Origin of the sequence: Streptomyces sp. DSM 41931, from assembly GCF_050271085.1 — a bacterium.
Classification (GTDB): Bacteria; Actinomycetota; Actinomycetes; order Streptomycetales; family Streptomycetaceae; genus Streptomyces; species Streptomyces albogriseolus.
In genome coordinates this window covers 2,042,020-2,061,791 of sequence record NZ_CP189902.1, presented here as the reverse complement: position 1 = coordinate 2,061,791, position 19,772 = coordinate 2,042,020, and the positions used below count along the sequence as shown (strand labels likewise).

At 71.3% G+C, this 19,772-nt stretch carries 18 protein-coding genes and 1 pseudogene; 10 read left to right on the top strand and 9 right to left on the bottom strand.

Going from position 1 to position 19,772, the window contains the following annotated elements:
- Positions 1 to 2: 2 nt before the first annotated feature.
- The 4 genes and pseudogenes from ACP7TJ_RS09680 to ACP7TJ_RS09665 all read right to left on the bottom strand — a co-directional run.
- Positions 3 to 1,850: an HSP90 family protein gene (locus ACP7TJ_RS09680; protein WP_427762803.1), complete on the bottom strand. Its 1,848-nt coding sequence runs from the start codon at positions 1,848 to 1,850 to the stop codon at positions 3 to 5.
- Positions 1,851 to 1,906: 56 nt separating this feature from the next.
- Positions 1,907 to 2,887, bottom strand: a complete 981-nt coding sequence (locus ACP7TJ_RS09675) for a hypothetical protein (protein ID WP_167743014.1) — start codon at positions 2,885 to 2,887, stop codon at positions 1,907 to 1,909.
- A 148-nt stretch (positions 2,888 to 3,035) separates the two neighbouring features.
- The gene (locus ACP7TJ_RS09670) at positions 3,036 to 3,857 is read right to left on the bottom strand and encodes a serine hydrolase domain-containing protein (protein WP_167743012.1); all 822 of its coding nucleotides are present in this window, start codon (positions 3,855 to 3,857) and stop codon (positions 3,036 to 3,038) included.
- An 18-nt stretch (positions 3,858 to 3,875) separates the two neighbouring features.
- Positions 3,876 to 4,100: pseudogene (locus tag ACP7TJ_RS09665) on the bottom strand (GNAT family N-acetyltransferase); the annotation flags it as partial.
- A gap of 83 nt (positions 4,101 to 4,183) precedes the next feature.
- Here ACP7TJ_RS09665 and ACP7TJ_RS09660 point away from each other — a divergent pair.
- Both ACP7TJ_RS09660 and ACP7TJ_RS09655 read left to right on the top strand, forming a co-directional pair.
- A complete protein-coding gene (locus tag ACP7TJ_RS09660; protein WP_427767316.1) occupies positions 4,184 to 4,645 on the top strand; it encodes a MerR family transcriptional regulator in 462 nt (153 codons plus the stop codon).
- Complete coding sequence (locus tag ACP7TJ_RS09655) at positions 4,645 to 5,661, top strand: aldo/keto reductase (RefSeq protein WP_167743264.1); 1,017 nt, start codon at positions 4,645 to 4,647, stop codon at positions 5,659 to 5,661. The genes ACP7TJ_RS09660 and ACP7TJ_RS09655 overlap by 1 nt, the downstream gene beginning before the upstream one ends.
- A gap of 63 nt (positions 5,662 to 5,724) precedes the next feature.
- On the opposite strand, the gene ACP7TJ_RS09650 is transcribed toward ACP7TJ_RS09655, so the two are convergent.
- From ACP7TJ_RS09650 to ACP7TJ_RS09640, 3 genes are all read right to left on the bottom strand, one after another.
- Positions 5,725 to 6,600, bottom strand: coding sequence for a DUF4429 domain-containing protein (locus tag ACP7TJ_RS09650; protein ID WP_427762801.1), 876 nt, complete (start codon positions 6,598 to 6,600; stop codon positions 5,725 to 5,727).
- A 66-nt stretch (positions 6,601 to 6,666) separates the two neighbouring features.
- On the bottom strand, positions 6,667 to 7,884 hold the full coding sequence (locus ACP7TJ_RS09645; RefSeq protein WP_427762799.1) for an alpha/beta hydrolase: 1,218 nt from the start codon (positions 7,882 to 7,884) through the stop codon (positions 6,667 to 6,669).
- A gap of 54 nt (positions 7,885 to 7,938) precedes the next feature.
- Entirely contained in the window at positions 7,939 to 8,628 is a 690-nt protein-coding gene (locus ACP7TJ_RS09640) for a TetR family transcriptional regulator (protein ID WP_093767757.1), read from the bottom strand.
- Between the two features lie 111 nt (positions 8,629 to 8,739).
- On the opposite strand from ACP7TJ_RS09640, the gene ACP7TJ_RS09635 reads away from it, so the two are divergent.
- Together ACP7TJ_RS09635 and ACP7TJ_RS09630 are read left to right on the top strand one after the other, a co-directional pair.
- Complete coding sequence (locus tag ACP7TJ_RS09635; RefSeq protein WP_093767758.1) at positions 8,740 to 10,359, top strand: MFS transporter; 1,620 nt, start codon at positions 8,740 to 8,742, stop codon at positions 10,357 to 10,359.
- A gap of 134 nt (positions 10,360 to 10,493) precedes the next feature.
- On the top strand, positions 10,494 to 10,802 hold the full coding sequence (locus ACP7TJ_RS09630; RefSeq protein ID WP_167743007.1) for a small hydrophobic protein: 309 nt from the start codon (positions 10,494 to 10,496) through the stop codon (positions 10,800 to 10,802).
- A 182-nt stretch (positions 10,803 to 10,984) separates the two neighbouring features.
- Here the strand turns inward: ACP7TJ_RS09630 and aceE are convergent, their stop codons facing one another.
- Positions 10,985 to 13,732: a pyruvate dehydrogenase (acetyl-transferring), homodimeric type gene (gene aceE / locus ACP7TJ_RS09625; RefSeq protein WP_093767760.1), complete on the bottom strand. Its 2,748-nt coding sequence runs from the start codon at positions 13,730 to 13,732 to the stop codon at positions 10,985 to 10,987.
- A 403-nt stretch (positions 13,733 to 14,135) separates the two neighbouring features.
- Between aceE and ACP7TJ_RS09620 the strand changes: the two genes are divergently transcribed.
- The 6 genes from ACP7TJ_RS09620 to ACP7TJ_RS09595 all read left to right on the top strand — a co-directional run bounded on the left by ACP7TJ_RS09620 (position 14,136) and on the right by ACP7TJ_RS09595 (position 18,627).
- Entirely contained in the window at positions 14,136 to 14,573 is a 438-nt protein-coding gene (locus ACP7TJ_RS09620; protein WP_031018687.1) for a DUF3052 domain-containing protein, read from the top strand.
- A gap of 117 nt (positions 14,574 to 14,690) precedes the next feature.
- Positions 14,691 to 15,149 (top strand): peroxiredoxin, encoded by a 459-nt coding sequence (locus ACP7TJ_RS09615; RefSeq protein ID WP_189910177.1) that lies wholly within the window; start codon positions 14,691 to 14,693, stop codon positions 15,147 to 15,149.
- 112 nt (positions 15,150 to 15,261) lie between these two features.
- Entirely contained in the window at positions 15,262 to 15,837 is a 576-nt protein-coding gene (locus ACP7TJ_RS09610) for a calcium homeostasis/redox stress adaptation protein (protein ID WP_093767762.1), read from the top strand.
- Between the two features lie 151 nt (positions 15,838 to 15,988).
- A complete protein-coding gene (locus tag ACP7TJ_RS09605; protein WP_093767763.1) occupies positions 15,989 to 16,564 on the top strand; it encodes a TerD family protein in 576 nt (191 codons plus the stop codon).
- Positions 16,565 to 16,613: 49 nt separating this feature from the next.
- The gene (locus ACP7TJ_RS09600; protein ID WP_167743000.1) at positions 16,614 to 17,753 is read left to right on the top strand and encodes a DUF475 domain-containing protein; all 1,140 of its coding nucleotides are present in this window, start codon (positions 16,614 to 16,616) and stop codon (positions 17,751 to 17,753) included.
- A 136-nt stretch (positions 17,754 to 17,889) separates the two neighbouring features.
- The gene (locus tag ACP7TJ_RS09595; protein WP_093767765.1) at positions 17,890 to 18,627 is read left to right on the top strand and encodes a TerD family protein; all 738 of its coding nucleotides are present in this window, start codon (positions 17,890 to 17,892) and stop codon (positions 18,625 to 18,627) included.
- 27 nt (positions 18,628 to 18,654) lie between these two features.
- On the opposite strand, the gene ACP7TJ_RS09590 is transcribed toward ACP7TJ_RS09595, so the two are convergent.
- The gene (locus tag ACP7TJ_RS09590) at positions 18,655 to 19,614 is read right to left on the bottom strand and encodes a TerD family protein (protein WP_093767766.1); all 960 of its coding nucleotides are present in this window, start codon (positions 19,612 to 19,614) and stop codon (positions 18,655 to 18,657) included.
- Positions 19,615 to 19,772 lie beyond the last annotated feature (158 nt).

The following is a 19,772-nucleotide window of genomic DNA, read 5'->3' as shown; positions in this document are numbered from 1 at the left end:
CGTCAGCTGTCCTTGCGCAGGGCGTGGGCGAGAAGGTCGAGGAAGGAGCGGTTGATGAGGCTGGACTCGGCGGGCCGGAGCGGACGCCGGGACAGCAGCGCCGCCTGCCCGTACAGGGCCTCGGCGCTGGTGCGGGCCAGCTCCGGCTCGTCGATCGCGACGGCGGTGCGCACCAGCGGGTTCAGCTGGTTGAGGATCAGCTGGGCGCGCGGCGCCTCCTGCTGGAGGGCGCCGAGGATGTCGCCCCACAGGCCGCCCTCCTGCTCGCGGGCGAGCCGGGAGCGGGTGCGCTCGTGCCGGGCCTCCCGGCTGTCGACCAGCAGGGCGGGCGCGGACGCCGGCTGGAAGGCGCGCAGCGCCACGTCGCAGTCGAACACCGCGAGGGCGTCACGGGCCTGCGCCAGATAGGCCGCGGCGGCCAGCTCCGTCTCCCGGTCGACCGGGTCGAGGTGCGCGGTCAGGGTCGCCGGGTCGAGGTCGGCGACGCTCACCTCGGGCCGGATCTCGGGCAGCCGGTGCACCAGTTCGCGGTCGTAGGTGTAGCCGCCGTTGACCACGCCCAGCCCGGCGGCCGACGCGATCGCCGCGACCTGCCGGAACTCCTCCACGCTGGACGTCACCAGCACGGTGCGGTGGGTGCGGGAGAACTCGTCGAGCGTGCAGTGCCCGTCGGTGGTCTCGAACGGCAGCCACGGCAGCAGCATCCGCAGGATCTCGTCGTCGTGCACGGCGAGCGACTTCACCGACAGGTGGTGCGCCTGGAGGAAGCGGTGCAGCAGCTCCGGGTCGCTGGCGGCGGCACGGGCGATCCAGGCGCGCAGCTGCTCGGCCAGCGCGTCCCGGACCGCGGCCAGGGTGTCGTCCTCGTACAGGGACTCGCGCGAGGCCGTGGGGCGCAGGCTCTCCGCGTCGACGACGCAGCGCACGAAGAACGCCCAGTCGGGCAGGATCTCCTCCGCCTGCTCGGACAGCAGCATGCCCTTGACGTGCACCCGGTGCCCGTGACGGCGCCCGGCCGGCACCGCCTCCGGCAGCACGCACGCGATGCCCCGCAGACCCACGGCCGGCAGGTTCAGCTCGACGGTGTCCAGCGGCGTGAAGCCGAACACCTCCTCGCCGTACGCGGCGAGCGCGCGGGACCGGGCGCCCGGCGTCGGGTACGTCCGTGCCCAGGGCGCCGGCTCCGGGTTGACCGGCACGGCGGGGCCGCCGGAGCCGTCGTCGAAGGTCACCGGGTGCCGCAGCAGCGAACCGAAGTGATGTGCCAGCGCCTGTACGCGCGCGGGCGCGGTCCACTCGCCCGCGTCGGCGCGCGGGGTCAGCGTGACTGTGGTGCCGGGGGCGGGCCGGGCGGAGGCGGGCAGGGCGCGCACGGTGTAGCTGCCGTCGCCGCGCCCCCGCCACTCCACGGCGGGCGCGCCGGGCGCGCGGGCGGACCGGCTGACCACGTGGATCTCGTCCGCGACCAGGAAGCAGGACAGCAGGCCGATGCCGAACTGGCCGATGAAGTCGCCCCGTTGCTCGGCGATCCCGTCGGCGCGCTTGCTGCTGCGGCCGATCGTGGCCAGGAAGGTGTGCACGTCCTCCTCGGTGAGGCCGACGCCGTCGTCCTCGACGCGCACCACGGAGCGGTCGGCGTACAGCCGGATGCCGAACGACCCGGCGGGCGCCGCCGGTTCGAGGGCGTGCCGGGCGGTGAGCGCGTCCACCGCGTTCTGCATCAGCTCCCGCAGATAGACGCGGGGGCTGGAGTAGAGGTGGTGGGAGAGCAGGTCGACGAGGCCGCGCAGATCCACCTGGAAGGTGCGGTCGGCGCCGGACTGGTGCGATGCGGTGTCGGGCAGGGTCATGGGCGGTCCGGGGTGTGAGGGCGTGCGATGACGGCTGGCGAAAGGGAGAGCGGCGCTCAGAAGGCTTTACGGAAGCGCGCGTACGCCTTCTGCGGCTCGGACATGTACGTCCACGGCCACTCGGTGTACGCGCCCTCCAGCTCGCGGAAGACGTTGGAGGCGGTGCTGCTCCCGGCCAGGGACAGGGCCATGGCGAAGATGTTGTAGTCGCCCTGCCAGCCCAGGCGGCGCTCGTAGGCGTGGTGCAGGATGCTGCGCTCCGCCGCCTGCCTCAACTCGGTCCGGATCCGGGGCTGCTGGAGGCAGGCGCCGTCGTCGGACTCCACCCACTCCTCGATGTACGCCATGGCGACCACACAGCCGAGCCGGTGGCCGTCGGGCGCGGCGGCGAACGCGGCACGGGCGAACTCCAGGGCTTCCCCCGGCTCACCGCCCCAGCGGGGCTGAAGCTGGGACAGCCATTCGACGTGGATCTCCGCGTCGAGCGGGTCACGGCGCAGGCCGGCGTCGCGCCGCGTCTCGGCGATCGCGGAGCCGAGCGACATGCCGCGCGCGGAGGTGAGCAGCTGACGCCACGGCGTGATCCAGTCCGGACGCAGCTCGGCGGCCTCCAGCAGCTGCCGCTCGGCGATCTGGAGCCGCTCGCGGAAGACGCGCCACTGCTCCTGGGTGACGTGCACGGCGCGGGCGGCGGTGCGCGCCTCCCAGCCCCATGCGATGTGCCGCGCCCCGGATATCAGCAGGGCCAGGGCCCGGTGCTCCTTGTCCTCCTCGACGGCGCGGCCGATCCAGTCCTGCAGCCCGTCGATGTCCGTGAGCTGACCGAGGACCTGATGGTCACGGCCCAGGTCGAACGGGGCCAGCGCCTCCTTGACGCCCTCCCAGTCGCCCGTGTCGGCCGCCTCCACCAGCGCCAGCACCCGCCGGTCGCCGAGGGCGCGCAGCCGGTGGACGCCGTTCCCCCGCCGCGGGGCCGGAAGGGCGTGCGGATCCGCCCCCGGTCCGTCCCCGCCCCTGCCGAACAGCTTGCCGAACATGCCGCGCCCTCCCCTGGTCCCGCGTGATCGTCCGGCGCATCATAGGGCGCGCCACCGACACCGCTTCCACAGGGTTTTCACGCCGGTCCCACGTCAACCTCGCAGGTGAGGGCGGGTGATTGCGGCAAATCCGGGCGAACGGCGGCAGTCAGCCGCGCAGTTCCGCCAGCACGGCGTCGGTGAACGGCGGCCACGCCTCGACGGCCCAGGGGCCGAACGCCCGGTCCGTGAGCGCCACGCAGGCCGCGCCCGCGTCCGGGTCGATCCACAGGAACGTGCCCGACTGGCCGAAGTGCCCGAAGGTGCGCGGCGAGGACGAGGCGCCCGTCCAGTGCGGCGACTTGCCGTCCCGGATCTCGAAGCCGAGCCCCCAGTCGTTGGGGTTCTGGTGGCCGTAGCCCGGCAGCACGCCCTTGGTGCCCGGGTACTGCACGGTCATCGCCGCGGCCACCGTCCGCGGGTCCAGCAGCCGCGGCGCCTGCACCTCGGCGGCGAACCGCAGCAGGTCCTCCACCGTGGACACGCCGTCCTTGGCGGGGGAGCCCTCCAGCGAGGTCGACGCCATGCCCAGCGGCTCCAGCACCGCCTGCCGCAGATACTCGGCGAACGGGATCTCCGTCGCCTTCTCCACGTGGTCGCCGAGCTGCTCGAACCCGGCGTTGGAGTACAGCCGCCGCTCGCCGGGCGCGGAGGTCACCCGGTGCTCGTCGAAGGCCAGACCCGAGGTGTGCGCGAGCAGATGCCGCACCGTCGCCCCGTCCGGGCCGGCCGGCTCGTCCAGCTCGACCGCGCCCTCCTCGTACGCCACGAGCACCGCGTAGGCGGCCAGCGGCTTGGTGACCGAGGCCAGCGGGAAGCGGTGCCCGGCCGGCCCGTGCGTGCCCAGGACGGCGCCGTCCGCCCGCACCACCCCCGCCGCAGCGGTGGGAACCGGCCAGTTCTCGATCGACGCGAGGCTCTTCAGCGACATGCCGACGAGCCTAAGCGCTCACAGCATCAGCTCCAGCAAGGGGTCGGGTCTGGGCGTGAACCCCAGCGACCGGTACAGCGGCTCCGCCTGAGGGCTCGCGGTCAGCCGGACCCGCCCGGCGCCCCGCTCGCGGAACCACTCCAGCAGCGCCTCCACGCACGCCCGCGCGTAGCCCCGGCGGTGGGCGTCCGGGTCGGTGGCGACGCTGAAGACGTAGCCGTCGGCGCCGAGCGGGTTCCGCGCAGTCGGAGCGTCCCGACACGTCCGCCCGTTTCTCACCGGCATCGCTTGCCTGGAGCGCACTCCAAGGATTTAGCGTGGACGCCATGACGGTGACGGAGACCACGGACACCAGGACCGACACCTGCGCCGGACCCCCGCAAGGCGACCGGCGGCCGGACGGCCAGGACAAGTACACGATCAGCGAGGTGGCCGCCCTCACCGGGCTGACCGCGCACACCCTGCGCTGGTACGAGCGCATCGGACTCATGCCGCACATCGACCGCTCCCACACCGGGCAGCGGCGCTACACCAACCGCGACCTCGACTGGCTCGCCCTGGTCGGCAAGCTCCGCCTGACCGGCATGCCGGTCGCCGGCATGGTGCGCTACGCCGAACTGGTCCGGGCCGGCGACCACACGTACGCCGAGCGCTTCGAACTGCTCAAGGCGACCCGCGAGGACGTGCTGGCGCGCATCGCCGAACTCCAGGGAACCCTGGCCGTCCTGGACCGCAAGATCAGCTTCTACTCGGACGCCGGGCGCGCCCTGGCCTCGGAAAGGGCATGATGACCGGCCACACGATCACGACGACGACGCTGGGCGCCGGCGGCCCCGAGGTGGGCGTGCAGGGCCTCGGCTGCATGGGCATGAGCTTCGCCTACGGCCCCGCCGACGCGGACGCCTCCCGGGCGGCCCTGGAACGCGCCCTGGAGCGGGGCGTCACCCTCTACGACACGGCCGACGCGTACGGCGCGGGCGACAACGAGCGGTTCCTCGCCCCGTTCCTCGCGGCGCACCGTGACGAGGTGTTGATCGCCACCAAGTTCGCCCTGTCGATCCCGCCGGACGACCCGACCCGGCGCATCGTCCGCAACGACCCGCCGTACATCCGGCAGGCCGTCGAGGCGAGCCTGCGCCGCCTGGACGTCGACGTCATCGACCTCTACTACATGCACCGGCGCGATGTGAACGTGCCGATCGAGGAGACCGTCGGCGTCATGGCCGAGCTGGTCCGCGAGGGCAAGGTGAAGCAGCTCGGCCTCAGCGAGGTGACGGCCGGTGAGCTGCGCGCCGCGCACGCCGTGCACCCGATCGCCGCGGTGCAGTCGGAGTGGTCGCTGTTCAGCCGGGACATCGAGGCCGCCGTGGTGCCGGCCGCGCGTGAGCTGGGCGTGACCCTCGTCCCGTACTCGCCGCTCGGCCGCGGTTTCCTCACCGGCTCCTTCACGGACGCCGCGAAGGACCTCACACAGGACGACTTCCGCCGGACGATGCCCCGCTTCACCGGCGACAACGCGGCGGCCAACGCGGCCCTGCTGGAGCCGGTCCGCACGGTCGCCGGGAACCACGGCGCGACCCCCGCGCAGATCGCCCTGGCCTGGGTCCACCAGCAGGCGGCGGTCCACGGCCTCCCGGTCGTCCCCATCCCCGGCACCCGCAGCCCGTCCCGCGTGGACGAGAACACGGCGGCCACCCGCATCACCCTGTCGGAGAGCGACCTGGCCCTGCTCGACCCCATCGCGGACAAGGTCACCGGCACCCGCTACGCGGACATGTCGTTCACCTCGGCAGGCAGGGAGTAGCAGAAGCGCCCCGAAGGGGCGCGGGGAACTGCGCGACCAGCCCCCACCCACCCGCGGGGAACGTCACAGCTCCGCGAGCAGCTCCGCCTTCTTCGAGGAGAACTCCTCGTCCGTCACCAGCCCCGCCTGGTGCAACTCCCCGAGATGCCGGATCCGCTCGGCGATATCGGCGGGATCCCGCCGAGCGGATGTCACACCCCCCGCGGCCGCCGCGGGCGAGGATATCGCCGGCACCGCCGAGCAGTCCCGCACCGCGGCCAGCACGGCCGCGGCGAACGGCAGCGACTCGTGCACGGGCCCGTACCCGAGCCCGAACACCACCGCGGCGGGGTCCTGGTCGGCCTGCGCCGGGGCCGGCACCGTCGTGTCCCGGCGCAGCAGCCTCAGATGACCCTCGAACACCTCGGGCGAACGCCACTCCACCCCGCTCAGCTCGGAGACGGGGAAACGCTGGTCGCCGGCCTTCCACTTCGCCGAGGACGCCCCGGTCCAGAACCAGCGGAACGCCACCGACGTGCCGTCGAACGTCGCCTTGCCGTCGTACGCCTTGAACTGCAGCGGCGCCTCGGGCGCGGCCACCAGGTGGCGTTCCGCGGGGCCCGACTCGGTGAGCTGCGCGCGCAGTTCGTCGGCGTAGTACTCGGCGAGCGTCTCCCGCTCGGCGGGCAGCACCAGCCGGTAGGGGTCGCTGCTCTCCTTCAGCTGCCCGGCGGCCGCCTCCATCAGCGGGTCGGCTCCCGGCCGCGGCTCCAGACGCAGGACCACGGTCCCGCGCTTCCCGGGCGAGAGGGTCACGCCCTCGATCGCCTCCAGAGGCACGCGCCGTTCCCCGAGCGCCTGGAACAGCTTAGGTGTTCGAATTCCTCGTACGTAACGGATGCGCACGGAGTCGGACCCGAACTCCCAGGCGGCATGAAATCCGGCCAGTACGTCACCCATGCGGCTCATCGTATGCGGCACGAGCTTCTCCGTCCCCTCCCCACGCATACCGCAGTATCTCCGCCTCTACGCGCGTCCGGTAGGGGTCGTACCGGACAAACCCGCCTGGCAGGCGTCGTTCCGGTGCGCACACGACACCGCCGTGTATGCGCCAACCCCGATCTCCGCGAAGTTCCGCAGGCTGTCCGTGCCGGGCACGAAGTACCCGGCGTGCCCCTTGGCGTCACGGGCCGACAGCACGCGGGCGCCGAACCCGTCGGCCACCGGGTCGGCCCCGTGGCCCAGTCCGCCGAGCTCCAGGTGGGGCACGTCCTGGATCCAGTCGTCGGCGTCCCGCATCGCCCACACCCGCGCGGTGGTGCGCAGGTGGGAGGCGTGCTCCACCCGCATCCCCGGGCTGCCGGCCACGGCGATGTCGGAGACCCGCTCCGGCAGTCCCCGCGCGGCCAGTCCGCAGACCACCGAGCCGTAGCTGTGGCAGAACAGCGAGACCGGGGCGAGCCCGGGCAGCCCCCGCACCATCGCGTCCAGCCGGTCCGCGCCGTCCTCCGCGCGCATCGCCGTGGCCGCGTCCATGCCGAGCCCGCTGGGCGCGGTGTAGTCGGCCCAGGCGATCACGGCCGTGCGCGTCGCGGGTGCCGCCCGCCGCTGGGCCTTGTACAGCGACTTGGCCATGCCCACGGGGGCGGAGTACCGGCGCTCGGAGCGCTGGAAGGTGAGCAGCTCGGTGTCGACGCCGGGGACGACCACCGACACCCGCTCGGCGTGGCGCAGGTCACCGAAGACCTCCGCGACCCGCCCGGCGCCCGCCGGGTTGAAGGCGAGGATGTGCCGGCCCGGCCGCATCAGCGCCTCGATGCGGTCCATCCTGCGGGCCGCCTGCTCCTGGCCCGCGGGCGTGAGCCGGCTGTCGTGCACCCGTCTCAGCTCGGTCTCGCGGGCCTCGGCCAGCGCGATGCGGTTGGCGCGGTAGCGCAGTTCGACCGGCGCGCCGTTCATGTTGCCGACCGCCAGCGGATAGCGCTCGGCGAGCCGGAGCCGCTGCGCGTCGGTGAGCGAGGCGAAGAACCGGGCCAGTCGCGTCGGCGTCGACTGCGGGTCGGGCAGCCGCTTCCCGGCCACCCGGCCGTCCTCCCACGCGGCGAGCGACGCCTCCAGGGGAGCGGGGTGGCGCTGGTGGCGCACTGCCGTCCAGCCGGTGGTCGCCAGCATCACGAACACCACGGCGAGCGCCGGCAGCGCCCGCCACACGTTCAGCCGGGGGGAGATGTCGAAGGAAGTCACTGGGAGGACACACTAGGAGAACGAGAGTGTCTCGCGGGAATCCAGTGACCGGGATCACGTTTCGTTGTGCCGATTCAGGGATGCATCCGTACGCCAGTTCGTGGCGAGGGCCGGGCCGACATGGTCCAGGCAGGTCCGCATCAGCTCCCGCAGGGCCTCGGTGCTCAGGTCGTCCCCGGCGGACCAGCGGCGCTCCGCCACCCGGATCACCCCGCCGAACGCGGCCACCAGGATGCGCGGCCGGGGATCGGTGTCGACGTCCAGCCCCTCGCGTTCGGCGATGATGCCCGCCAGCTCCTCCTCCAGCTCCGCCGACCGGCGCAGATGCGCGGCGAGCAGCGCGGGCGTGGACTCGATGACCCGGTACACGCGCATGTGCAGCTCCACCGGGACGAGCCGGCCGACCGCCTCGTTGATCGCGTCCCAGCTGTCCAGCACGGCCCGGCGCAGCGCCTCCAGCGGCGCCTCGTCGCGCGGGCGGGCGCGTACGGCCTCGGCGATCTGCTGTTCCGCCAGGCGCGGCACGAACAGCGCCACCTCCTCCTTGCTGGCGAAGTAACGGAAGAAGGTGCGCTGGGAGACGTCCACGGCCGCGGCGATGTCGTCGACCGTCGTGCCGTCGTATCCGCGCGTGGCGATGAGGTCCAGGGCGGCCCGGACCAGGGCGTCCCGGGTGCGCTGCTTCTTGCGCTCGCGCAGACCCGGCCGTGGCAGCGCGCCCACGACGGTCCCGACCGTGTCCATGGCTCCTCCTTGAACCGTCTGCCCAGTTCAGGCTATGGGCGCGTGTCCTGTCAGTTACTGACTGGTGAAATGGTTTGTCAAGTGTCAGCGGCTGACACTAGCCTCGAACGTATGACTAGTCAGACCACCCTCGACAAGGCGGGACAGGGGGACGGCCCTCCGGCCGGCCCGTCGGAGGCGACGCCCGGCAAGGGGCTGCGCGGGCACCCCTGGTTCACGCTGTTCACCGTCGCCGTGGGCGTCATGATGGTGGCCCTGGACGGCACCATCGTGGCCATCGCCAACCCGGCCATCGCCAGCGACCTGGGCGCCACCCTCGCCGACGTCCAGTGGATCACCAACGCGTACTTCCTCGCCCTCGCGGTCTCCCTGATCACCGCGGGCAAGCTCGGCGACCGCTTCGGTCACCGGCAGACCTTCCTCATCGGCGTGGTCGGCTTCGCCGCCGCCTCCGGAGCCATCGGCCTGTCCGACAGCATCACGCTCGTCATCGTCTTCCGTGTGCTCCAGGGACTGTTCGGCGCGCTGCTGATGCCGGCCGCGCTCGGCCTGCTGCGGGCCACGTTCCCCGCCGAGAAGCTCAACATGGCCATCGGCATCTGGGGCATGGTCATCGGCGCCTCCACCGCCGGCGGCCCGATCCTCGGCGGCGTCCTCGTCGAGCACGTCAACTGGCAGTCGGTGTTCTTCATCAACGTGCCGGTCGGCGTCCTCGCCGTCGCGCTCGGCGTGTGGATCCTGCTCGACCACCGCGCGGAGAACGCGCCGCGCTCCTTCGACATCCCCGGCATCGCCCTGCTGTCCGGCGCGATGTTCTGCCTGGTGTGGGCGCTCATCAAGGCGCCCGAGTGGGGCTGGGGCGACGGCAGGACCTGGGCGTTCATCGCCGCCTCGGTGGTCGGCTTCGTCGTCTTCGCCTTCTGGGAGACGAAGGTGAAGGAGCCTTTGATCCCGCTGGCCCTCTTCCGCTCCGTCCCGCTGTCCGCGGGTGTGGTGCTGATGGTCCTCATGGCCATCGCCTTCATGGGCGGCCTGTTCTTCGTCACCTTCTACCTGCAGAACGTGCACGGCCTCAGCCCGGTCGACGCCGGTCTGCACCTGCTGCCGCTCACCGGCATGATGATCGTCGGCTCGCCGCTCGCGGGCGTGATGATCACCAAGGTCGGCCCGCGGATCCCGCTCGCGTTCGGCATGGCCTGCACCGCGCTCGCCATGTACGGCATCTCCACGCTGGAGAAGAGCACCGGCAGCCTCGCCATGTCGGTCTGGTTCGCCCTGCTCGGTCTCGGCCTCGCCCCCGTCATGGTCGGCGCCACCGAGGTCATCGTGGGCAACGCGCCGCTGGAGCTGTCCGGTGTGGCCGGCGGTCTCCAGCAGTCCGCGATGCAGGTCGGCGGCAGCCTCGGCACCGCCGTGCTGGGCGCCGTGATGGCCTCCAAGGTGGACGGCGACCTGCCGGGCAACTGGGCGGAGGCCGGGCTGCCGCCGCTGACGCCGGAACAGGCCGGCGCGGCCTCCGAGGCGGTCCAGGTCGGTGTGCCGCCGGTGGCCAAGGGCACCCCCGAGGCGATCGCCGCGAAGATCACCGACGTCGCCCACGACACCTTCATCTCCGGCATGAGCCTGGCGTCGCTGGTCGCCGCCGGGGTCGCCGCCGTCGCGGTCCTGGTCGCGCTGTTCACCAAGCGCGGCGAGAACGCGGAGGCGGGCGCGGGCGTCGGCCACATCTGACGGGCCGTGAGGACCGTTGCGGCGCGCCCCCGGAGGGGTGCGGCGCGCCGCGGCGGTCGTCCGGCCGACAGGTGGGGGGAATCCGGTCCGGAAGCGGGGGTACCCGTCATGTCAACCAACCCATCAGGGAGTTGATGATGGCGAGCTTCGGACACGGAACGCGCAGGCACCCCCGCACTCGTGGCCGGACGTGGTCACGGTCCGGGCCGGATCGCGCGACGCTCGGGATCATCGGAGCCATCTGCGCCGTCGCCGGTTTCTTCGTCCTGGGCATCGTGCTCGGACCGGTGGCGATGGTGTGCGGCTGGCTGGCCATGGGCCGCAGCTGGGCGGGCTCCCGCTCGGCGCCGGCCCTGATCGCCCTGGTCCTCGGCGCCATCGACACGCTCCTGGCCCTGATCTTCCTGGCCGGAGCGACCGGTTCGGGTTACGGCATGCTCTGACCCGGCGGACAGCACCAGTGAGGGGGCCTCCGGCGAACCAGCCGGAGGCCCCCTCCGCGCTTCCGGGCCGGCGGTGGGACAGCCCCCCAGGGGCGCGGGGAACTGCGCGATCGGTCCGAACGCACCCGCGGCCGCCCCACCACCCCGGGTGGCGCCCCCGCCCCTCGCCCCCGCCGGAGGCGCTACGCGTCGCCGCCCGCCGCCCCCGGGTCCGCGGCCGCCACGTCCAGCAGCTGGTACCGGTCGATCGCCTGCTTCAGCACCGAGCGGTCCAGATGCCCCTCACGCGCCAGCTCCGTCAGCACCGCCAGCACGACCGACTGCGCGTCGATGTGGAAGAACCGCCGCGCCGCCCCGCGCGTGTCCGCGAAGCCGAAGCCGTCCGCGCCCAGCGACTGGTACGTCCCCGGCACCCAGCGCGCGATCTGGTCCGGCACCGACCGCATCCAGTCGGACACCGCCACCACCGGCCCCTGCGCCGACGCCAGCTTGCGCGTCACGTACGGGGTGCGCTGCTCCTCCTCCGGGTGCAGCAGGTTGTGCCGCTCGCACTCCACCGCGTCGCGCCGCAGCTCGTTCCAGGAGGTCGCCGACCAGACGTCCGCCTTGACGTTCCACTCCTCCGCGAGGATCTTCTGCGCCTCGACCGCCCACGGCAGCGCGACGCCGGACGCCAGGATCTGCGCCGGCAGCGAGCCCGAGGTGCCCTCGCTGAAGCGGTACAGGCCCTTGAGGATGCCCTCGACGTCCACGTTCTCCGGCTCCGCGGGGTGCTGGATGGGCTCGTTGTAGACCGTCAGGTAGTAGAAGACGTCCTCGCCGTGCGGGTGTTCCTCCGACGAGCCGTACATCCGGCGCAGTCCGTCCTGCACGATGTGCGCGATCTCGTAGCCGAACGCCGGGTCGTACGCGACGCACGCCGGGTTGGTCGAGGCGAGCAACTGCGAGTGACCGTCGGCGTGCTGGAGACCCTCGCCGGTCAGCGTGGTCCGCCCCGCGGTCGCGCCGAGCACGAAACCGCGCGCCAGCTGGTCGGCCATCTGCCAGAACTGGTCACCGGTGCGCTGGAACCCGAACATCGAGTAGAAGACGTACACCGGGATCAGCGGTTCGCCGTGCGTGGCGTACGCCGAGCCCGCCGCGATCAGCGAGGCCGTGCAGCCCGCCTCGGAGATGCCGTCGTGCAGCATCTGCCCCTGCGGCGACTCCTTGTAGGCGAGCAGCAGTTCCCGGTCCACCGCCTCGTACTGCTGGCCGAGCGGGTTGTAGATCTTCGCGCTCGGGAAGAACGAGTCCATGCCGAACGTGCGGTACTCGTCCGGCGCGATCAGCACGAATCGGCGGCCGATCTCCTTGTCCCGCATGAGGTCCTTGAGGAGCCGCACAAAGGCCATGGTCGTCGCGATGGACTGCTGGCCCGAGCCCTTCTTCACACTCGCGTACGTCTTGTCCTCCGGCAGCGCCAGCGGCTTGCCGCGCACCACCCGGGTCGGCACGTACCCGCCGAGGGACCGGCGGCGGTCGTGCATGTACTGGAGTTCCTCCGAGTCCGGCCCCGGGTGGTAGTAGGGCGGCAGACCCGACTCCAGGTCCTTGTCCGGGATCGGCAGGTGCAGCCGGTCCCGGAAGTGCTTCAGGTCGTCGACCGTCAGCTTCTTCATCTGGTGCGTGGCGTTGCGGCCCTCGAAGTTCGGGCCGAGCGTCCAGCCCTTGATGGTCTTCGCCAGGATGACCGTCGGCTGGCCCTTGTGCTCCACCGCCGCCTTGTACGCCGCGTAGATCTTGCGGTGGTCGTGGCCGCCGCGCCCCAGGTGCAGGATCTGGTCGTCGGTCATGCCCTCGACCATCGCGCGCAGCCGGTGGTCGTCGCCGAAGAAGTGCTGACGGATGTACGCGCCGGTCTCCGTGGCGTACGTCTGGAACTGCCCGTCCGGCGTGGTGTTCATCTTGTTCACCAGCACGCCGTCGCGGTCCTGGGCCAGCAGCGGGTCCCAGGTGCGGTCCCAGACGAGCTTGATCACGTTCCAGCCGGCGCCGCGGAAGACCGACTCCAGCTCCTGGATGATCTTTCCGTTGCCGCGCACCGGGCCGTCCAGCCGCTGCAGGTTGCAGTTGACCACGAAGGTCAGGTTGTCCAGCCCCTCGCGCGCGGCGATGCTCAGCTGGCCCAGCGACTCCGGCTCGTCCATCTCGCCGTCGCCGAGGAACGCCCACACATGCGACTTCGAGGTGTCCGCGATGCCCCGCGCGTGCATGTAGCGGTTCATCCGTGCCTGGTAGATGGCGCCGATCGGGCCGAGGCCCATCGACACCGTCGGGAACTCCCAGAAGTCCGGCATCGACCGCGGATGCGGGTACGACGACAGCGCGTACGGCGCCGCCGACTTCTCCTGGCGGAACCCGTCCAGGTGCCGCTCGCTCAGCCGGTCCAGCAGGTACGCGCGGGCGTAGATGCCCGGCGAGGCGTGCCCCTGGAAGAAGACCTGGTCGCCGCCGTCGCCCTCGTCCTTGCCGCGGAAGAAGTGGTTGAAGCCCACGTCGTACAGCGACGCGGAGGACGCGAACGTCGCGATGTGGCCGCCCACCCCGATGCCCGGGCGCTGGGCGCGCGAGACCATCACGGCGGCGTTCCAGCGGGTCGCGTTGAGGATCTTGCGTTCGATCTCCTCGTTGCCCGGGAAGAACGGCTCGGCCCGGGTGGGGATCGTGTTGACGTAGTCCGTGCTGCGCATCTCGGGCACGGCCACGCGCCGGGCGCGGGCACGCTCGATCAGCCGCAGCATCAGATAACGGGCCCGCTCCCGGCCGCGCTCGTCGACCGCGGCGTCGAGGGAGTCGAGCCACTCCTGGGTTTCCTCGGGGTCGAAGTCAGGAACCTGACTCGGAAGGCCGCCAATGATGATCGGGCTGCGGTCGGATGCGGAAGCCACGCTGTTCCTTACCTGTCGGAGGGCCGTGGACGGGCCGTCGCCTCACTCGCCACGGCCCGGTGTGCGCCGCTCCCATGCTCCACCCCGCGGCCGCGGACGTCATCTCTACCGAGAGGTAATCCCACGGCCAGGCCGGTACGGTGAGGCAAGGGGCGAGCACATGCGAGTCTCGTACCCACAGACGGTTCCCAAACGCCCAAACGGGGCACAAAGGTGTGGTGTCCATCACTGGTGACGAGGACGGGGCGCGCGGAGTTGCGGTGACCCGGCCAGGATCGTCACCGTTTCGGCGGTCCGCACGGCCGGGTACTTGCGCGATCCGTCCCGCCCGTGTGGACTACGGCCAATGCTTCGCGCACGCGCGTGGCTGAGATATTCCCAAGACATGATCAGGAGGCAACCCGTGAGCGCGACCGCGGACCACGCGGAGGAGCGGACGAACCCTGCCGCCAGGCTGGGGTTCCAGCCCGGGCAGGTGGTCCAGGAGATCGGCTACGACGACGACGTCGACCAGGAGCTCCGCGAGGCCATCGAGGGCGTCATCGAGAGCGACCTTGTCGACGAGGACTACGACGACGTGGCTGACGCCGTTGTGCTGTGGTTCCGCGACGACGACGGCGACCTGACGGATGCGCTGGTGGATGCCACCACGTACATCGAAGAGGGCGGCGCGATCCTGCTGCTCACGCCGAAGACCGGCCGGGACGGCTACGTCGAGCCGAGTGACATCTCGGAGGCCGCCACCACGGCGGGCCTGACGGCGTCCAAGAGCGTCAGCGTGGGCAAGGACTGGAGCGGCAGCCGGCTGGCGACCCCGAAGGCCGCCAAGTCGAAGCGGTGACACACCCCGGACGGGCCGGCGGCGACGTGCGTCGCACGCGTCGGCCCGTTCGCGGGACCCTCGTCCGGCCTGCGTAGGGTGGTCGCACGGCACCACCCCGGAGGGACGAGGACGACGATGACGATCCCGGTCGGAGAGCAGGCCCCCGACTTTGAACTCAAGGACAACCACGGCGCCCCGGTGCGTCTGTCCGACTTCCGCGGGCACAGACACGTCGTGCTGCTCTTCTACCCGTTCGCCTTCACCGGTGTCTGCACCGGCGAGCTGAGCGAGATCCGCGACCGGCTGGAGCAGTTCGCCGAGCGCGGCGCCGAGGTGCTCGCCGTCTCCAACGACTCCATCCACACCCTGCGCGTCTTCGGCGAGCAGGAGGATCTTCCCTTCCCGCTGCTCAGCGACTTCTGGCCGCACGGCAACGTCTCGCGCGCCTACGGCGTCTTCGACGAGGACAAGGGCTGCGCGGTGCGGGGGACCTTCGTGATCGACCGGCAGGGCGTCGTGCGCGCCACCGTGAGCAGCGGCATGGCGGACGCCCGTGACCCCGGCGAGTACCTCGCGGCGCTCGACACCCTGTGAACGTCCGTCCCAGGGCCTGCGGGTCCGGGGAACCCGTCACTAGGATCGACTCGTTGATCCGACATCCATGCACAACGGGGCATCCCGCCCCCGGGACACCAAGGGAGGACTCGTGGGAGTCAGCCTCAGCAAGGGCGGCAACGTATCGCTGAGCAAGGAGGCGCCGGGCCTGACCGCGGTCATCGTCGGACTGGGGTGGGACGTCCGTACCACGACCGGCACCGACTTCGACCTGGACGCCAGCGCCCTCCTGCTGAACAGCTCGGGCAAGGTCGCCAGCGACGCGCACTTCGTCTTCTTCAACAACCTCAAGAGCCCCGACGGCTCCGTCGAGCACACCGGTGACAACCTCACCGGTGAGGGCGAGGGCGACGACGAGCAGATCAAGGTCAACCTGGCCACCGTCCCGGCCGACGTGGAGAAGATCGTCTTCCCGGTCTCCATCTACGACGCCGAGAACCGCCAGCAGTCCTTCGGCCAGGTGCGCAACGCGTTCATCCGCGTCGTCAACCAGGCCGGCGGCGCCGAGATCGCCCGTTACGACCTGTCGGAGGACGCCTCGACCGAGACCGCCATGGTCTTCGGCGAGCTGTACCGCCACGGCGCGGAGTGGAAGTTCCGTGCCATCGGCCAGGGCTACGCCTCCGGCCTGCGCGGCATCGCGCAGGACTTCGGCGTGAACGTCTGAGAGGGGCACGTCCCGGGTACAGACCCGAGCGGCCGTCCCGTACGGCCACCGCCCGGGCGCCGCGCGCATGCCGCGTGCGGCGCCCGGGGACGCCCCCTCGCGGGGGAGTGCAGGACCACCTGGAAACACCACCCGGAGGGGGACCAGCATCATGGGCGTCACGCTTGCCAAAGGGGGAAACGTCTCCCTGTCCAAGGCCGCACCCAACCTCACGCAGGTGATGGTCGGGCTCGGCTGGGACGCGCGCTCCACCACGGGCGCCGACTTCGACCTGGACGCCAGTGCGCTGATGTGCAGCGGCGGCCGGGTCATGGGGGACGAGTGGTTCGTCTTCTACAACCAGCTCAAGAGCCCCGACGGCTCCGTGGAGCACACCGGTGACAACCTCACCGGTGAGGGCGAGGGCGACGACGAGTCCCTGCTGGTCGACCTGTCCAAGGTGCCGTCGCAGTGCGACAAGATCGTCTTCCCGGTCTCCATCCATATGGCGGACGAGCGCGGCCAGACCTTCGGCCAGGTCAGCAACGCCTTCATCCGCGTGGTGAACCAGGCGGACGGCCAGGAGCTCGCCCGCTACGACCTCAGCGAGGACGCCTCCACGGAGACGGCGATGATCTTCGGTGAGCTGTACCGCTACCAGGGCGAGTGGAAGTTCCGTGCAGTAGGACAGGGGTACGCGTCGGGTCTGCGGGGCATCGCTCTAGACTTCGGGGTCAACGTTTCGTAAAGCCGCCACGGCGGGCGGGGGAGACCCGTACACACACATGGGGTAGCCAGTGGTTCTGAAAACCTTCGGCTGGTCGTTCGCGGTGACCGCGCTCGGCCTGGTCGCAGCATTCCTCTTCGGGGGGTGGACCGCCTTCGGAATCGTGGCGATCCTCTCGATCCTCGAGATTTCGCTGTCCTTCGACAACGCGGTGGTCAACGCCGGGATCCTGAAGAAGATGAATGCCTTCTGGCAGAAGATCTTCCTCACCATCGGCATCCTGATCGCCGTCTTCGGCATGCGACTGGTGTTCCCCGTCGTCATCGTCGCGATCAGCGCGCAGCTCGGTCCGATCGAGGCGGTCGACCTCGCGCTCAGCGACAAGGACCGGTACCAGGAGCTCGTTACCGACGCCCACCCGGCCATCGCGGCCTTCGGCGGCATGTTCCTGCTCATGATCTTCCTGGACTTCATCTTCGAGGACCGGGAGATCAAGTGGCTGGCTTGGCTGGAGCGGCCGCTGGCCAAGCTCGGCAAGGTCGACATGCTGTCGGTCTGCATCGCGCTGATCATCCTGCTGATCTCCGCCATGACCTTCGCCACCCACGCCCACCAGCACGGCGGCGCGCACGTGGACAAGGCGGAGACCGTCCTGCTGGCCGGTATCGCTGGTCTGGTCACCTACATGATCGTGGGCGGGCTCTCCGGCTACTTCGAGGACAAGCTCGAAGAGGAGGAGGAGCACGAACACGAGGAGGAGGAGAAGGCCGCACGCGAGGGCAAGCCCAAGTCGGCGGTCGCCCTGGCCGGCAAGGCCGCGTTCTTCATGTTCCTCTACCTCGAGGTGCTGGACGCGTCCTTCTCCTTCGACGGCGTCATCGGCGCCTTCGCCATCACCAACGACATCGTCCTCATGGCGCTCGGCCTCGGCATCGGCGCCATGTACGTCCGGTCGCTCACGGTCTACCTGGTCCGCCAGGGCACCCTGGACGACTACGTCTACCTGGAGCACGGCGCGCACTACGCGATCGGCGCCCTGGCGCTGATCCTGCTCGTCACCATCCAGTACGAGATCAACGAGATCATCACCGGTCTCATCGGCGTCGTCCTGATCGGCGCCTCCTTCTGGTCCTCCGTGCGCCGCAACAAGCGGATCGCGGCGGCCGAGGCACAGGCGGGCGAGAAGACCGAGGTGTCGTCCGGGGTGTGACAGCCCTCCGGGTGAGGAACGCTCTCGACGGGGCGGCCACGAGGAGCAGTCCTCGCAAGGCCGTCCCGTCGGCCGTGCGGCGCACCGGCGCCCCGCGGCCACCGGCGGGGGTTCGACGAGTGGACTGGGGGCGGGAATGGGTTTGCTGGACGGACTGCGACGCGGCCGGAACGACGACTTCGACTCCGGCAACGCGGCCACCAACGCCATCGAGCTGACCAAGCGGCACGGCCATGTGTCGCTGACCAGGCAGGGCGCGGCCACCGGCCATCTGCGGATCAACCTGAGCTGGCAGATGCGCACCTCCGACTTCGGGGGCCCACAGCGGGAGAGCCTGCTGCGCCACCCGTTCAAGGCGCTCAAGCCGCCGGAGGTCGTCGGACACAGCCAGTCCATGGTCAACGTCGACCTCGACCTGGGCTGCCTGTACGAGCTGCAGGACGGCACCAAGGGCGTGGTGCAGCCCCTCGGCGGCTACCTCGGCGACGTCAACGGCCCGCCGTACGTGAAGCTCAGCGGCGACGACCGGTTCGGCTCCGCCTCCGGCGAGACGATCTACGTCAACCTCGACCAGCGGGAGCACATCAAACGCCTGCTGGTCTTCGCCTACATCTACGACCAGACCCCGGCCTTCGACCGCACCAAGGCCGTCGTCACGCTCTACCCGAGCAACGGCCCGCGCATCGAGATCTCCCTCGACGAACGCCAGCCGCAGGCCCGCTCCTGCGCGGTGGTGCTGATCGAGAACGTGAAGAACGAGATCGTCGTGCGCCGCGAGGTGCGGTTCGTCTACGGCTTCCAGGCCGAGCTGGACCGGCTGTACGGCTGGGGTCTGCAGTGGGGCCGGGGCTTCAAGACCAAGGCCGGCCGCTGAACGGCGGCCGGCCCGGATGCGGTCCGCTCAGCGTCCGATGAACTGCGGCCCCTGCGGCGGCAGCCGGAAGTCCGGGTCGGGCGCGCCCGTGGCCGGCGGCGGGAAGCCGTACCGGTCCTGCGTCGCCTGGGCGGCCGCCGTGGCGGGCGCGGGCGCCGGATAGCCGTACGCGGGCGGGCTCGCCGGGTGCGGGTAGCCGTAGGCGGGCTGCGCGGCGGCGGGCGGGGCGGCCGGGGGCTGCTGCGGCGGGTAGCCGTACGCGGGCTGCGTGGGCACGCCCGTGGGCGGCTGCTCGGGCGGCAGCGGGCGGGACACCTCCGGGACCGGCGGCGCCGCCGGGGCCTGCGCCTGCGTCACCGCGTCCGGCGAGGCGGACTCGGGGGTCCGCGCGGGCGGCTCGGGCGTGCCCGGCGCGGCGGACGCGTCCGGATCCTCGGCGGCCTCCGACTCGTCCACCGAGATGCCGAAGTCGGTCGCCAGGCCCTTCAGCCCGTTCGAGTAGCCCTCGCCGAGCGCGCGGAACTTCCAGCCCTCCCCGCGCCGGTACAGCTCGCCGCAGATCAGCGCGGTCTCCTGGCCCGTCTCCGGCTTCACGTCGAAGTACGCCAGCGCCTCCCCGTCCGGGTTCTGCGCGTCGTACAGCAGGATGCGCAGCGCCTGTACGCGGTCGAAGGCGACACCGTCCGCCGATGCGACGATCAGAATCCGGCCGACACCGGACTCGACACCGGCCAGATCTGTCTGGATCGTGTCGGTCAGGCCCTCGGCGACGCGCTTCTTGCCGAGCCGCCACACCTTCCCGGACGGGTGCCGGGGCTGGTTGTAGAAGACGAAGTCCTCGTCGGAGCGCACACGGCCGTCGAGACCGAGGAGCAGCGCGGAGGCGTCCACGTCCGGCACCCCCTGCCCGGGCGACCAGCGCAGCACGGCGCGTACCGTGGTGGCCTCGAGAGGAACGTTCGACCCCTTCAGCATCGCGTGCGTCATGCGGTCATCCTGCCTTCTCCGTCCTGGTCACGACAATGCGGGGGGTTGGCTCCGACATCACGGGGTTACCTGAAGTTCATGCCCGGCGGGAACCGCCGACACGGACATCTACGTACTATTACCGGCCACCTTCCGGCACTCCACAGAGTCCACCACTG